The organism is Streptomyces sp. CG4 (assembly GCF_041080655.1).
Lineage (GTDB): Bacteria > Actinomycetota > Actinomycetes > Streptomycetales > Streptomycetaceae > Streptomyces.
Genome location: NZ_CP163525.1, coordinates 9,731,517 through 9,748,069, shown reverse-complemented (window position 1 = coordinate 9,748,069; position 16,553 = coordinate 9,731,517). Strand labels below are relative to the sequence as shown.

At 71.8% G+C, this 16,553-nt stretch carries 1 protein-coding gene; it reads right to left on the bottom strand.

Going from position 1 to position 16,553, the window contains the following annotated elements:
- Positions 1-44 precede the first annotated feature (44 nt).
- The gene (locus AB5L52_RS44345; RefSeq protein ID WP_369368685.1) at positions 45-16,523 is read right to left on the bottom strand and encodes a type I polyketide synthase; all 16,479 of its coding nucleotides are present in this window, start codon (positions 16,521-16,523) and stop codon (positions 45-47) included.
- Between the last annotated feature and the right edge of the window lie 30 nt (positions 16,524-16,553).

Here is a 16,553-nt window from a genome sequence, read left to right as displayed (position 1 = left end):
TTCCTCGCAAAACCGTGAACGGTCCCGTCGCCGGAGCCGGGTGATCAGATTCCGAGTTCCTTGTCGATCAGGTCGAACATCTCGTCGTCCGTCGCCGCGTCCAGTTCCACGACCGCGTCGTCCGTGTCGTCGGCGGCGTCGGCGCCGGTCCACATCGCCAGCAGCCCCCGAAGCCTGCTCGTGATCTCCGGGTGGGTCTCGCCGCCGGCACCGGCCTCGGCCGCGAGCGCCTGTGCCAGCCGGTCGATCTCGGCGATGACGCCCGACCCGCCGGCCGGGCCACTGCCGGGACCGGCGAGTTCGGCATCCAGATACCGGGCGATGTCCACCGGCGCCGGGTAGTCGAACACCAGAGTCGCCGGCAGCCGCAGCCCGGTGGCCGCGCCCAGCCGGTTGCGCAGCTCCACCGCGGTCAGCGAGTCGAATCCGGCCTCGCGGAAGGCGCGGGCCGGGTCCACCGCGTCGGACCTGGCGTGCCCCAGGACCGCGGCCGCCTGCTCCCGCACCAACTCGACGAGCACCACGGACCGTTCTTCGGCGCCCAGTGCTGCCAGCCGCTGCAGCAGCGCGTCGGCGTCCGCCCCGGACGCGGCGTCCGCCAGTGCGGCGTCGGCCTCCGGGACGTCCTCCAGCAGGGCGGTGGCCCGCCCGGCGGCGAACGCGGGAGCGAACCGTGTCCAGTCGACCCGTGCCACGACGGCGGCCGGATCGCTCCCGCCCGCCAGCCGTTCCATCGCCACCAGCGCCAGCTCGGGGTCGAGGCCCGTCAGACCCCGGCGGCGCAGGTACTCCTCGACACCGCCGTCGGCGGCCATGCCGTCCTGCGCCCACGGCCCCCACGCCACGGACGTCGCCGTAAGTCCGGCCGCTCTGCGCCGCTCGGCGAGGGTGTCCAAGTAGGCGTTGGCGGCGGCGTAGTTGCCCTGCCCCGGAGAGCCGATGGCGCCCGCGAACGACGAGAACAGCACGAACGCCGACAGCTCCCGGTCCCGGGTCAGCTCGTCGAGGTTGTGCGCGGCGACGGCCTTGGCGCGCAGGACGGCCGCGAAGCGCTCCGGGGTGAGCGCCTGAACGAGCCCGTCGTCGAGCACACCGGCCGTGTGCACCACCGCGTCCACCGGATGCTCGGCCAGCAGCGCCGCGAGGGCGTCCCGGTCGGCCGCGTCGCAGGCGGCCACGGTCACCCGTACGCCCGAGGCGGCGAGGTCGTCGCTCAGCTGCGGTGCGCCGGGCGCGTCGAGCCCGCGCCGGCTGATCAGGACCAGGTGCTCGGCGCCCTGCCCGGCGACCCAGCGGGCCACCCGGGCGCCGAGCGCGCCCGTACCCCCTGTGATCAGCACGGTGCCCGAGGGACGCCAGCCCGCGCCGAGGGCTCCGGGCGTCATCCGGCCGAGCCGCCGCCCGAACACACCCGTCGCCCGGATCGCCACCTGGTCCTCTCCCGAACGGCCCGTGAGCACGCCGGCCAGGCGGCCCATCGTGCGCCGGTCCACGACCTGCGGCAGGTCGACCAGGCCTCCCCAGCCGTCCGGGTGCTCCAGCGCCGCGACCCGGCCCAGTCCCCATACGGCGCCCTGCGCCGGGTCGGGTGCCTGGTCGGACCGGTTGACCGAGACCGCGCCCCTGGTCAGCGCCCACAGCGGGGCGGCGATACCGGTGTCGCCGAGCGCCTGTACGAGGACGGCGGTGGCGGCGGGGCCGGCCGGGACGCCGGCGCCGTCGGCACCTGGGACGTTCTCGCCGTCCGGCTCGGGCAGTGCGAGGAAGGAGAGGACCCCGGCGACCGGCTCGGCCCCCGCCGCCGTGGCCAGCCGCGCGGCCAGGGCGGCCCGGTCGGCGCCGGACTCGTACTCGACGGGCACCGGCTCGGCCCCGTTCGCCGCAAGACCGTCCAGGACGGCGCCGCTCCATGCGTCGTCCCGCAACCCGGCGGGCAGGACCGCAAGCCAGCGGCCCGGCAGCGCCGCACCGGAGACCGCACCGAGCGGATTCCAGCTCACGCCGTACAGCCAGTCGTCCACCCGGGACTGCTCCTGCTGCCCGCGCCACCACGACGACAGTGCCGGCAGCAGCCCGTCCAGCGCGTCCGTCGTCACACCGAGCGAGTCGGCCAGCGTACGGGCGTCTCCGCGCTCGACCGCCGTCCAGAACCCGGCGTCCGCGCGGTCAAAGGAGTCCGCCGCCGACTGACCGCCCAGCCTGGCTCCCTCGGGCCAGAAACGCTCGCGCTCGAAGGCGTAGGTCGGCAGATCCACCACCGTCGCCCCCGCCGGAGCGAACACGGCGCGCCAGTCCACCTGCCCGCCGTGCAGATGCAGCCCCGCGACCGCCGAGAGAATCCAGGCCGCCTCGGCGCGGTCCTTGCGCAGGGCCGGGGTGAACAGGTGGCCCTGCGCCTCCCCGTCGAGACTGCCCTGGGCGAGCGCGGTGAGCGTGCCGTCCGCACCCAGCTCCACGAACCGCGCCACACTGTGCTCGCCCAGACGACGGACGGCGTCGGCGAACCGCACCGGCCGGCGTACATGTTCCACCCAGTACTCCGGTGAGCTCAGCTCGTCGGCGACGGGCGCGCCGGTCACCGTGGAGACGACGGGCAGCTTCGGCCGCTCGTAGGAGAGTTCCTCCGCGACTGCGCGGAAGTCGTCGAGCATCGGCTCCATCAGCGGCGAGTGGAAGGCATGGCTGACCCGCAGGGCCGTCACCTTGCGGTCCTGGCCACGGAAGAGCTCAGCGATCTCCTCGACCGCCTCGGCCGCACCGGAAACCACCACCGCCTGCGGCCCGTTGACGGCCGCGATGCCCACCCGGTCGCCGAGATGAGGCAGGACCTCGTCCTCCGTGGCCTGGAGCGCGACCATCGCACCGCCCTCAGGCAGCGCCTGCATCAACCGGCCCCGCGCGGCGACGAGCCGGCACGCGTCCGCGAGGGACCATACCCCGGCGACATGCGCCGCCGCGATCTCACCGATGGAGTGACCGACGAGCACGTCCGGGCGCACACCCCACGACTCCAGCAACCGGAACAGCGCCACCTCCAGTGCGAACAGCGCGGGCTGCGCGTACTCGGTACGGTTCAGACGCTCCGCGTCCTCGCCGAAGACGGCCTCCCGCAGGCTGAACGGGAGTTCCGCGTCAACGGCGTCGAAGGCCTCGGCGAAGACGGGGTACGTCTCGTACAGCTCCCGGCCCATGCCCAGCCGCTGTGACCCCTGCCCCGCGAACAGGAACGCGAGCCGTCGGCCCGAGCGGCCAGGAGTGCCGGTGAGGACGCCGGTGTCGTGCTCGCCGTTCGCCAGTGCGCGCAGGCGGCGCAGCAGTTCGTCACGGTCGGGTGCGAGAACCACCGCGCGGTGCTCCAGCCAGGGCCTCAGGGCCGACGAGAGTCCCAGGTCGCTCAGGCGCAGTTCGGCGTCGGCGTCGACGCGGGCCCACAGCCGTTCGGCCTGGCCGCGCAGGGCACCCTCGGACGCGGCGGACAGCGCGATCGGTGTCAGGGGCAACTCGTCGACCGACGAGGCCGGTTCGGGGGTCTCGGCTTCGAGCGCGATGACGGTGTCAGGGACCTGCTCGATGATGACGTGGGCGTTGGTGCCGCTGATACCGAAGGACGACACACCCGCACGCCGGGGCCGGTCCTCCGACTGAGGCCATTCCACGTTCTGTGTCAGCAGGGTGATGTCTCCGGCCGTCCAGTCGATGAAGGGCGACGGCTCGTCGGCGTGGAGGGTGCGCGGCAGCACCCCGTGCCGCATCGCCATCACCATCTTGATCACACCGCCCACACCGGCAGCCGCCTGCGCATGACCGATGTTCGACTTCAACGAACCGAGCCACAGGGGCTGTTCGCGGTCCTGGCCGTACGTGGCGAGGAGGGCCTGCGCCTCGATGGGGTCACCCAGCGGCGTACCCGTACCATGCGCCTCCACCGCATCCACGTCAGCGGCCTTCAGCCCCGCGCCCGCCAGCGCCTGACGGATCACGCGCTCCTGCGAGGGACCGTTGGGCGCAGTCAGGCCATTGCTGGCACCGTCCTGGTTGACCGCCGAACCGGCGACCACCGCCAGCACCCGGTGGCCGTTGCGGCGGGCGTCGGACATCCGCTCAAGCACCAGCATGCCGATGCCCTCGGACCAGGCGGTGCCGTCGGCTCCGGCGCCGAAGGACTTGCAGCGGCCGTCGAAGGCCAGCCCTCGCTGCTGACTGAAGTCGACGAACGTGTCCGGGGTGGACATCACCATGACACCGCCGGTCAGCGCCAGATCACACTCGCCCGCCCGCAGCGACTGGGCGGCCAGGTGGAGGGTGACCAGCGACGACGAGCACGCGGTGTCGACCGTCATCGCCGGGCCCTCCAGACCGAAGGTGTAGGCGATACGACCGGAGTGGACGCTGCTGGTGTTGCCGGTCAGCAGGTAGCCGTCGGAGTCGTGCTCACCCTCGCGCAGGCAGGAGTTGTAGTCCTGCCCCATGACGCCGGCGAACACCCCGGTGCGGCTGCCGCGCAGAGCGGTCGGGTCGATGCCCGCGCGTTCGAAGACCTCCCAGGACACCTCCAGCAGCAGCCGTTGCTGCGGGTCCATCGCCAGCGCCTCGCGCGGCGAGATGCCGAACAGTCCGGCGTCGAAGGACGCCGCGTCGTACAGGAAGCCGCCCTTGCGCACGTAGGTCCTGCCGAGTCTGCCGGGCTCGGGGTCGTAGAGCGCCTCCAGGTCCCAGCCCCGGTCGGCCGGGAAGTCGCCGATCGCGTCGCCGCCCTCGCTGACCAGCCGCCAGAGGTCCTCGGGCGACTCGACGCCACCGGGGAACCGGCACGCCATACCCACGATGACCACGGGGTCGTCGTCCATGCCCTGCCAGGCGGGCAGCGCCGCGCCGTAGGCCTCGGTGGCGTCGCCGGCGAGCGCGGTCAGCAGGTGCCGGGCGAGCGCGGCGGGTGACGGATGGTCGAAGACCAGTGTGGCGGGCAGCCGCAGCCCGGTCGCCGCGTTGACGCGGTTGCGCAGTTCCACCGAGGTCAGCGAGTCGAAGCCGAGCGTCTTGAACGCCTGGCCCGGTTGCACGTCGGCGGCCGAGGCGTGGCCGAGCACCTGGGCCACCAGACCGGAGACCAATTCCAGCAGGAACGGTTCGCGTTCGGCGGTGGGCAGGGCCAGCAGGCGGCCCCTCAGCTCGTCGCCGCCTCCTCCGTGCCCGCCGGTGTGCGCGGTACGCCGGGCCGGACCTCGCACCAGGCCGCGCAACAGCGGGGGAATCTCCGGGAGCTCGCGCAGTGCGCCGAGGTCGAGGTTGACGGGGAGGAGGAAGTCGAGTTCGGTGCCCCGCAGTGCGGCGTCGAGGACCGCGAGGCCCTGGTCCACCGCGAGCGGCCGTACACCGCCGCGTGCCATGCGACGCAGGTCCGCTTCGGTCAACGCGGCGGTCATGCCCGCGCCCGGTGCCCAGGGGCCCCAGGCGAGGGAGACCGCGGGCAGCCCGAGGTGGCGGCGGCACAGTGCGATGGCGTCCAGGTAGGCGTTGGCGGCGGCGTAGTTGGCCTGCCCGGCGCCGCCGAAGGTGCCGGAGACGGAGGAGAACAGCACGAACGCGGCCAGGTCCAGGTCACGGGTGAGCGCGTCGAGGTGCTCGGTCGCGTCCGCCTTGGGACGCAACACCCTGAGCAGCCGTTCCTCGGTCAGCGAGGCCACCACACCGTCGTCGACCACACCCGCGGTGTGGATCACTCCGGTCAGCGGGCGGTCGGCCGATACCGACGCCAGCAGCGTCTCCAGCGCCTGCCGGTCCGCCACGTCACAGGCCGCGACGGTGACCTCGGCGCCCAGGCCGGTGAGTTCGGCGATGAGTTCCGCCGCGCCCGGGGCGTCCGGACCGCGCCGGCCCACCAGGAGGAGGTGATCTACGCCGTGCTCGGTGACCAGGTGACGCGCGACGAGGGCGCCGAGGCCGCCGGTGCCGCCGGTGACGAGGACGGTGCCGTCCGCCAAGCGCACCGTGCCGGTCTCGCTGCCCGTGTCGGCGGTGGTGGCGGAGGAGGCGGGCAAGTGTGCGGGGACGAGCCTGGGCAGGAGCACCGTGCTTCCACGGACGGCCAGTTCGTCCTCGGCTTCCGGGGCGTTCGGCCCGGCGAGCAGCGCGACCAGCGAGTCCCAGGACTCCGGTGTGCCGTCCAGGTCGGCGAGCGCGAACCGGCCGGGGTTCTCGGTCCGGGCCGAGCGCACCAGGCCCCACAGTGCGGCCAGAGCCGGATCCGATTCCTCGTCCGGCGTCACCGCCACCGCGCCACGGGTCACGACGACGAGCCGTGCGTCCGTGAACTCGTCGGCCGCCAGCCAGTCCTGCACGAAGGCCAGCGCGGCGGCGGTGACCGCGTGAGCCACGGCAGCGGAGCCGTCGAGCCGTGCGTCCGCCGGGCCGCTCCACGGCAGCAGCACGGTTGGGGGGGCGGGATCGCCGTCGTGCACGGCCCGGGTCAGCTCGGACCAGGTACGGACGGGGAGGCCAGGGCGTGCGGCTGTCGGGTGGTCGTCCGTGGTCGCGTAGTCCGTCAGCAGGACCGTGCGGCTGGCTGCGGGCGACGCATCGTCTGCGGAGGCCGGGGCGGCCGACAGAGCCGGGGCCGAGGAGGGCAGCGGGGTCCAGTCGATCCGGTACGTCCCGGAGGGGGCGACCGCGCCTGTACCGGCTGCCAGTTCGGACGGCACCTCACGCAGCGCCAAGGACTCGACGGAGGCGACGGCGCCGCCGGCCGGGTCGGCCAGGTGCAGGGACACCGCGTCGGATCCCGCAGGAGCCACACGTACCCGCAGAGCGCGCGCTCCGGACGCGTACAGCGACAGTCCGTTCCAGGAGAACGGCAGTCGGCCGGCGCCCAGTTCGCCGAGGGGGCCGAAGAGAACGGAGTGCAGGGCCGAGTCGAGCAGCGCCGGATGCACGCCGAACCGGCCCGCGAGTTCCTCGTGCTCCTCGGACAGCACGACCTCGGCGAACACCTCGTCGCCGCGCCGCCACACCGCGCGCAGCCCCTGGAACAACGGGCCGTACGCCAGCCCGGCCGCGGCGAACCGGTCGTACACGTCGGTGACAGGGCAGGGCTCGGCGCCCTTCGGCGGCCACGCCGCGTGGTCGATCGCCGTGTCGCCGGGCGCCTGCGCCTTCGTGTCCGGGGCCAGCAGACCGGCGGCGTGCAGCACCCACGGCGTGTCGTCCGGGGCGTCCTGCGGACGTGAGTGCACCTCGACGGTGCGGCGTCCCGATTCGTCGGCCACACCGACGGTGACCTGCAGACGGACCATGCCCTGCTCCGGCACCACCAGCGGCACCGCGATGGTCAGCTCCTCGACCCTCGCGCATTCCACCTGGTCCCCGGCTCGCAGCGCCAGTTCGGCATAGCCCGTGCCCGGGAAGACCACCGCGCCCAGGACCTTGTGGTCCCGCAGCCACGGGTGTGAACGCAGCGAGAGGCGTCCGGTCAACACCACTCCCCCGCCCGCGAGTTCGACGGCGGCCCCGAGCAGCGGGTGCTCGGCCGCACCGAGCCCGGCAGCGGCCAGGTCGCCGGGCTGGTGCGACGCCTGCGGCCAGAACCGCTTCCGCTGGAAGGCGTACGTCGGCAGCTCGACGGGGCAGGCGCCGTCGGTGGGGAGGACAGGGCGCCAGTCCACATCGGCACCCTGGACGAAGAGCCCGGCGACCGCTGCGAGCAGTGAGGGTGGCTCGGGGCGGTCCTTGCGGAGGGCGGGTACGAGGAGGGCCGTCTCGGGGTCGTCGAGGGCCGTCTGGGCCAGGGCGGTGAGGGTGCCGTCGGGGCCGAGTTCGAGGTAGCGGGTGACGTTCTGGGCGGCGAGAGCGCGAAGGGCGTCGGCGTAACGGACGGTCTCGCGCACGTGCCGCACCCAGTACTCCGGGGACATCAGCTCCTCGGCGCCGGCCGTCTCGCCGGTCACCGTGGAGACGACAGGCAGCTTCGGAGGCTCGTACGTCAGACTCTCCGCGACCTTGCGGAAATCCGCGAGCATCGGTTCCATCAGCGGGGAGTGGAATGCGTGGCTGACCCGCAGCGCGGTCGTCTTGCGGCCTTCGGCACGGAAGTGGTCGGCCACCCCCTCCGCCGCTTCCGCGACACCGGCGATTACGACTGCCTGCGGACCGTTGACCGCGGCGATACCCACCTCGTCGTCCAGCAGAGGCAGTACCTCGTCCTCGGAGGCCTGGAGTGCGACCATCGCCCCACCGGACGGCAACGCCTGCATCAACCGGCCACGCGCCACCACCAGACGACACGCATCCGCCAACGACCACACACCCGCCACATGCGCCGCCGCGATCTCACCGATCGAATGACCGGCCAGCACATCCGGGCACACACCCCACGACTCCAGCAGCCGGAACAAAGCCACTTCGAGAGCGAAGAGAGCGGGCTGGGCGTACTCGGTCCGGTTCAGACGGTCCGCGTCCTCACCGAAGACGACCTCCCGCAAGCCGAAGGGGATTTCCGCGTCCACCGCGTCGAAGGCCTCGGCGAAGGCGGGAAACGTCTCGTACAACTCCCGGCCCATACCAAGCCGTTGGGCACCCTGGCCCGCGAAGAGCAGAGCCGTCTTCCCGGCACGCGCGTCCGCGCCCCGGACCAGCCCCGGCACCTCCCGGCCCTCCGCCAGCGCACCCAGACCCGCCAGCAGCTCGTCCCGGTCCGCGGCAAGCACAACAGCCCGGTGCTCCAGCACACTCCGGGTCATCACCGAGGCCAGAGCAACCTCGGCCACACGCACACCGTCACCCGCCGGGCCCTCCAACCAGCCGCACAACCGCTCCGCCTGACCACGCACCGCCGACACACCCGCACCCGAAACCACCACCGGCACCACAGCAAGGCCCGGCCGCATCTCGGCCTCCGAACCCACGGGATCGGCCGACACGTCGGGGGCCTGTTCGAGGATGACATGGGCGTTGGTGCCGCTGATACCGAAGGACGACACGCCCGCACGCCGGGGCCGGCCCCCCGACTCAGGCCACTCCACGTTGTCCGTCAGGAGGCTGATCTCCCCCGCCGTCCAGTCGACATGGGAGGACGGCTCGTCGATGTGGAGGGTGCGCGGCAGCACCCCGTGCCGCATCGCCATCACCATCTTGATCACACCACCCACACCGGCAGCAGCCTGCGCATGACCGATGTTCGACTTCAACGAACCCAGCCACAAAGGCCGTTCACGATCCTGGCCATAGGTCGCCAGGAGCGCCTGCGCCTCGATCGGGTCACCCAACGGCGTACCCGTCCCATGCGCCTCCACCACATCCACATCGGCGGGCTTCAGCCCGGCACCCGCCAGCGCCTGACGGATCACCCGCTGCTGCGACGGACCATTCGGCGCCGTCAGACCATTCGACGCACCGTCCTGGTTCACCGCCGAACCCGCCACCACCGCCACCACCCGATGACCACGACGACGCGCATCCGACAACCGCTCCACCAGCAGCAGACCCACACCCTCCGACCACGCCGTACCATCCGCGCCATCAGAGAACGCCTTGCACCGCCCATCCACCGCAAGCCCCCGCTGCCGTGAGAACTCCACGAACATCTCCGGACCCGCCATCACCGTCACACCACCGGCCAACGCCAAATCACACTCACCCGAACGCAGCGCCTGCACCGCCAGATGCAACGCCACCAGCGACGACGAACACGCCGTGTCCACCGTCACCGCAGGACCCTCGAAACCAAACGTGTACGCGATACGACCCGACGCCACACTGCCCGTGGAACCGGTCAGCAGGTAGCCGTCCGAGTCGTGCTCACCGGCGCGCATGAATGAGCCGTAATCCTGTGTGATCGCGCCGGCGAAGACGCCGGTACGGCTGCCACGCAGCGTCGCAGGGTCGATGCCCGCACGCTCCAGGACCTCCCACGACGTCTCCAGCAGCAACCGCTGCTGCGGATCCATCGCCAACGCCTCACGCGGCGAAATACCGAAGAGGGCAGCGTCGAACTCGGCGGCGTCGTAGAGGAAACCGCCCTGACTCACATACGTATGACCAACCCTGCCCGGCTCCGGGTCGTACAGCGCGTCGAGGTCCCAGCCGCGGTCGGCCGGGAACCCGCCGATCGCGTCACCGCCCTCGCTCACCAACCGCCACAGATCCTCCGGCGAACCCACCCCACCCGGGAACCGGCACGCCATACCCACGATCACCACCGGATCGTCGGTGACACTCGCCGGCACGGGCAGCATGGTGGACGCAGTGGCCGCGGTCTGCTCTCCGTCGGACAGCTCCGACAAGAGGTGGCGGGCCAGGACGACCGGGGTGGGGTAGTCGAAGACCAGGGTTGCGGGGAGCTTCATGCCGGTGGCCGCGTTCACGCGGTTGCGGAGTTCCACCGAGGTCAGGGAGTCGAAGCCGAGGGCCTTGAACGGCTGGTCTGCCTCCACGTCCGCGGCGGACGCATGGCCCAGGACGGAGGCGGCCTGTCCGCAGACGAGGTCAAGCAGGAACTTCTCGCGCTCGGCCTCTGGAAGCCCGCCGATGCGCTGCCGGAGGTCGGCCGCCCCTCCGACCGCCGCCTGTGCCTCCGCGTTCCGGCGCGCGGGCGTCCGTACGAGAGCTCGCAGCAGGCCGGGAACCTCCTGTCCGTGCCTGCGGAGGGAGGCGATATCGAGGTTGACCGGTAGTACCGCGGCTTGTTCGAGCGCCGGACCGATATCCAGAACGGTGTCGAGCAGCCCGAGGCCCTGTTCGGGAGCCAGCGGCTGCATGCCCTCGCGTGCCATGCGCCGTAGGTCCGCCTCGGTCAGTTCGGCAGTCATGCCGGCGCCGGGTGCCCACGGGCCCCAGGCCAGCGCGGTCGCGGGCAGGCCGGAGGAGCGACGAGTCGCGGCGAAGGCGTCCAGGAAGGCGTTGGCGGCCGCGTAGTTGGCCTGCCCCGCGCTGCCGAACGTGCCGGCGACGGAGGAGAAGACCACGAAGGCCGACAGGTCGGCATCACAGGTCAGCTCGTGCAGGTGCGCCACGGCGTCCGCCTTCGGTCGCAGCACTCGCGACAGGCGCTCCGGGGTCAGTGAGGAGACCACTCCGTCGTCCAGGACACCGGCTGTGTGGACCACGGCGGTCAGCGGATGCTCGCCGGAGACGGTGTCCAGCATGGCCGACAACTCGTCCCGGTCGGCGACGTCCACCGCCGCGACCTCGACCTGCGCACCCAACTGAGCAAGCTCTGCGGCGAGTTCGCGCGCACCGGGGGCTTCGAGACCACGGCGGCTGGCCAGCAACAGGTGTCGTACCCCGTGCTCGGTGACCAGGTGACGGGCCACCAGCGCACCCAGACCACCGGTACCACCGGTCACCAGCACCGTCCCCGCCGGATCCAGCGCGGTCGGAACGGTCAGGACCACCTTGCCCACATGGCGGGCCTGTGACAGATACCGGAACGCCTCCGGAGCACGCCGTACATCCCAGCAGGTGACGGGAAGGGGCTTGAGCACGCCCTCTTCGAACAGCCTGACCAGGTCGGCGAGCATCTCGCCGATCCGCTCCGGACCCGCATCCCACAGATCGAACGCCCGATACGTCACCCCGGGATGCTCGGCAGCCACCACCTCCGCATCCCGGACGTCGGTCTTGCCCATCTCCAGGAACCGGCCACCGCACGGCAGCAACCGCAGTGAAGCATCCACGAACTCACCCGCGAGCGAGTCCAGAACGATGTCCACGCCACGACCGTCGGTCGCCGCGAGGAAAGCCGCCTCGAACTCCGTATCGCGAGAGCTGGCTATATGCGCATCGTCCAGACCGAGCCCGCGCAGCGTGTCCCACTTACCTGCACTGGCCGTACCGAACACCTCGGCACCCAAGCACCGCGCCAACTGGGTCGCGGCCATACCCACACCACCGGCCGCCGCATGCACCAGCACCGACTCACCAGCCCGAACGCCACCAAGATCGGTCAGCGCGTAGAACGCCGTCAGGAACACGATCGGCACCGAGGCGGCCTGAGCGAACGACCAACCCGCCGGAACCCGCGCCACCGTCCGCGCATCCGCCACCACAACCGGCCCGAACGCACCCGAGAACATACCGAAAACCCGGTCACCCACAGCCAGCCCGGCCACACCCGGACCAACCTCGGTCACCACACCCGCACCCTCCAGACCGAAGTCCTTCGCGTCACCGGGATACATACCGAGCGCGTTCAGCACATCACGGAAGTTGACACCCGCCGCACGTACGGCGACACGGACCTGCCTCTCCCCCAACTCGGCTTCCGCCACCGGCCTCAGAGCCAGCCCGTCAAGCGTGCCCTTCTCCACGATGTCCAGCCGCCACCCCGACTCCCCAGCAGGAAGCGTCAACGCCCCACCGGCCGCGGCCCGGCCCAGACGGGGCGCATAGACAATGCCGCCACGCACCGCCACCTCCGGCTCGCCCGAAGCCAGCGCCGCCGACGCGACCGCCCACGACTCGTCCGTGCCGTCCACATCCAGCAGCGCGAACCGCCCCGGGGTCTCCGCACGAGCCGCCCGCACCAGACCCCACACCGCTGCCAGAGCCGGATCGGCCGTCGGTGCATCGGCCGCCACGGCGCCCTCGGTGACGATCACCAGACGGGACTCCTCGAACCGCTCCTGCGACAGCCACTCCTCGACGAGGCCGAGGACCCGCGTGGTCACCGCGTGGGCGGCATGGGCGGCGTGCGCTGTGTCGTCGGCCGAGCGTTCGACTCGTACGAGCACGTCAGCCGGAAGCATCTCATCCGGTCCCGGAAGAGCGTTACGGGGCACGGCGGGCATGGGGCCCGCGCCGGCGGGGACTTTCACCCAGTCGACCTGGAAGAGGTTGTCGGAGTGGCCCGCACCGGCCGCCGTCGCGAGTTCGCCGGCCGCTTCCCGCAAGGTCAGCGACTCCACCGAAGCCACCAGACCACCCACCGGATCCGCCAGCTCCAACGCCACCGCATCCGGCCCCACCGGCACCAACCGCACCCGCAACACACGCGCACCCGACGCCCACAACGACACACCCGCCCACGAGAACGGCAACCGCACCCGCCCGTCCCCGAACACCGACGTGAACATCACCCCATGCAACGCAGCATCCACCAACGCCGGATGCACACCAAACCGACCCGCCAGATCCTCATGCCCCTCCGGCACACCAACCTCGGCAAACACCTCATCCCCACGCCGCCACACACCACGCAGACCCCGGAACACCGGACCATACGACAGCCCCAGCCCCGCGAAACGCTCGTACACACCCTCCACCGACTCCACCACCGCACCCCGCGGCGGCCACACACCGAAATCGAAGGAACCCACAGGCGACGCATCCGAAACGGCGGCCAGCACACCCGTCACATGAAGCACCCACGGATCGGAATCGAGAGCGTCCTCGGCACGGGAGTGGATCTCCAATGTGCGCCGGCCCGCATCATCCGCCGCACCCACCCGCACCTGAACCCGGACCCCACCACGCTCCGGCACCACCAACGGCACCGCAACCGTCAGATCCTCAACCCGCTCACAACCCGCCAACTCACCCGCACGCAACGCCAACTCCAGGAACCCCGTCCCCGGAAACACCACCACACCCGCCACCACATGGTCCCGCAACCACCCCTGCGACACCAACGACAAACGACCCGTCAACAACAGACCGTCCCCACCAGCCAACTCCACCGCCGCACCCAACAACGGATGCCCCACCGAACCCAAACCCACCACACCCAGATCCCCGGGCGTCGAGCCCGTGTCGCGGGACCAGTAGCGGCGTCGCTGGAACGCGTACGTCGGCAGGCCCGCCGGGTCCTGGTCGGGATCCGCGGGCGCGTCCTGGGGGAAGGCCGTCTCCCAGTGGACCGGAAGGCCGCTGACGTGGAGCTGGGCGAGTGCGGCAAGCTGGCTTTCGGGCTCCGGGCGGTCCTTGCGCAGGGCGGTGGCGAAGACGTGGGAGGTGTCCTCCAAGCAGGCCTGGGCCAGGGCCGTCAGCTGGCCGTCGGGACCCAGCTCCAGCAGCCGTCCGACCTTGCGTTCCTCCAGGGCCCGTACACCGTCGGCGAAGCGGACCGGGCGGCGGACGTGGCGCACCCAGTAGTCGGGGGAGGTCAGTTCGTCGGGTTCCGCGGGTCGGCCGGTGACGTTGGAGATCACCGGGATGCGCGGGGCGCTGTAGGCGAGGGTCTCGGCGACGGTCCGGAAGTCGTCGAGCATCGGCTCCATCAGCGGCGAGTGGAAGGCATGGCTCACCCGCAGGGCCGTCACCTTGCGGTCCCGGGCGCGGAAACCGTCCGCGATCTTCTCGACCGTCTCGGCCTCACCCGAAATCACCACCGCACGAGGACCATTGACGGCGGCGATGGCGACCCGGTCGTCGAGCAGGGGCAGGACCTCGTCCTCGGTGGCCTGGAGTGCCACCATCACCCCGCTCTCCGGCAGCGCCTGCATCAACCGGCCACGCGCCACCACCAGACGGCAGGCATCCGCCAGCGACCACACACCCGCCACATGCGCGGCGGCCAGCTCGCCCACCGAGTGCCCCATCAGCACGTCCGGGCGGACACCCCAGGACTCCAGCAGCCGGAACAGGGCCACTTCGAGGGCGAAGAGGGCGGGCTGCGCGTACTCGGTCCGGTTGAGCCGCTCCGCGTCCTCGCCGAAGACCACCTCCCGCAGACCGAAAGGCAGTTCCGCATCCACCGCGTCGAAGGCCTCGGCGAAGACGGGATACGTCTCGTACAACTCGCGGCCCATGCCCAGCCGTTGTGAGCCCTGGCCGGTGAACAGGACGGCAAGGCGTCCGCCGGGCCGGACGGCTCCCATGACGGTGTGGGGGTGGGACTCGCCGGCGGCGAGGGCGGTGAGGCCGGTGCGCAGTTCACCGAGGGTACGGCCGCTGATCACTGCCCTGTGTTCGAAGGCGGAGCGGGTCGTGGCGAGGGCGCGCCCGATACGGGCCGGGTCCGGGTGCGGCTCGTCGTCGAGGTGTGTGAGCAGGCGTGCGGCCTGTGCGGCCAGTGCGGCGCGGCTGCGGGCGGAGAGCAGCCAGGGCAGGGGGTGTGCGCCGGTCGGCTGCTTCGGGCCGGCCGTGGGAGTGGCGTTCGCGGGCTCCTTGTCCGCCTCGTTCGCCTCGTCGTGCGGTCCGGGGGCGGGCGCCTCCTCGACGATCATGTGGGCGTTGGTACCGCTGATGCCGAAGGAGGACACGGCCGCTCGGCGGGGCCGGTCCTCGTGTCGGGGCCAGGGCTGCTCGTGGGTGAGCAGGCGGAGGTCGGCGGCCGTCCAGTCGATGTGCTGGGACGGCTCGTCGGCGTGCAGGGTGCGGGGCAGCAGGCCGTGGCGCAGGGCCAGCACCAGCTTGATGATGCCCGCGACGCCGGCGGCGGCCTGGGTGTGCCCGATGTTGGACTTCACGGAGCCGAGCCACAGCGGCTGATCCTCGGGCCGTGCGGCGCCGTAGGTGGCGAGCAGCGCCTCCGCCTCGATGGGGTCGCCGAGCGGGGTGCCGGTGCCGTGGGCCTCGATGGCGTCGATGTCCGTTGCGGACAGTCCGGCGTTGGCCAGGGCCGCGCGGATGACACGTTCCTGCGCCGGGCCGTTGGGGGCGGTCAGGCCGTTGGAGGCGCCGTCCTGGTTGACCGCGCTGCCGCGGATCACGGCGAGGACGGGGTGGCCGTTGCGGCGGGCGTCGGAGAGTCGTTCCAGGAGCAGCATGCCGACGCCCTCGGCCGGTCCGAAGCCGTTGGCGGCGGCGGAGAACGCCTTGCACCGGCCGTCCGTGGCGAGCGCGCGCTGCCGTCCGAAGTCGACGAACATCTCGGGACCGGACATGACGGTCACACCGCCGCCGAGCGCCAGGTCGCACTCGCCGGAGCGCAGGGACCGTACGGCGAGGTGGAGGGCCACCAGCGACGACGAGCATGCCGTGTCGACCGTGACCGCGGGTCCTTCGAGGCCGAAGGAGTAGGCGATGCGGCCGGAGGCGACGCTGATGGTGCTGCCGGTGAGCAGATGGCCGCCGAGGTCGGCCTGCGAGTCCTGGGAGCGCGGAAGATAGTCCTGGGCGATGGCGCCGACGAAGACGCCGGTGCCCGATCCGCGCAGGGAGGCCGGGACGATGCCCGCGCGTTCGACGGTCTCCCAGGAGGTTTCCAGGAGCAGCCGCTGCTGCGGGTCCATGGCCTGGGCCTCGCGCGGCGAGATCTCGAAGAACTCGGCGTCGAACAGTGGCGCCTCGTGGAGGAAGCCGCCCTCGCGGACGTAGGAGGTGCCCGGACGGTCGGGGTCCGGGTCGTAGAGCGCCTCCAGATCCCAGCCGCGGTCGGCCGGGAACGGGGTGACGGCGTCGGTGCCGGAGGCCAGGAGTCGCCACAGAGCCTCGGGGGTGTCGGCCCCGTTGGGGAAGCGGCAGCCCATCGCGACGATCGCGACGGGTTCCTGCTGCTGTTCCTCAAGGTCCTGCAGACGCTTGCGTGTCTGACGAAGGTCGGCCGTGACCAGTTTGAGGTAGTCCCGCAGCTTCTCTTCGTTGCTCGCCATTCGATGCCACTTCCTAGGAGGAGCCCCGAG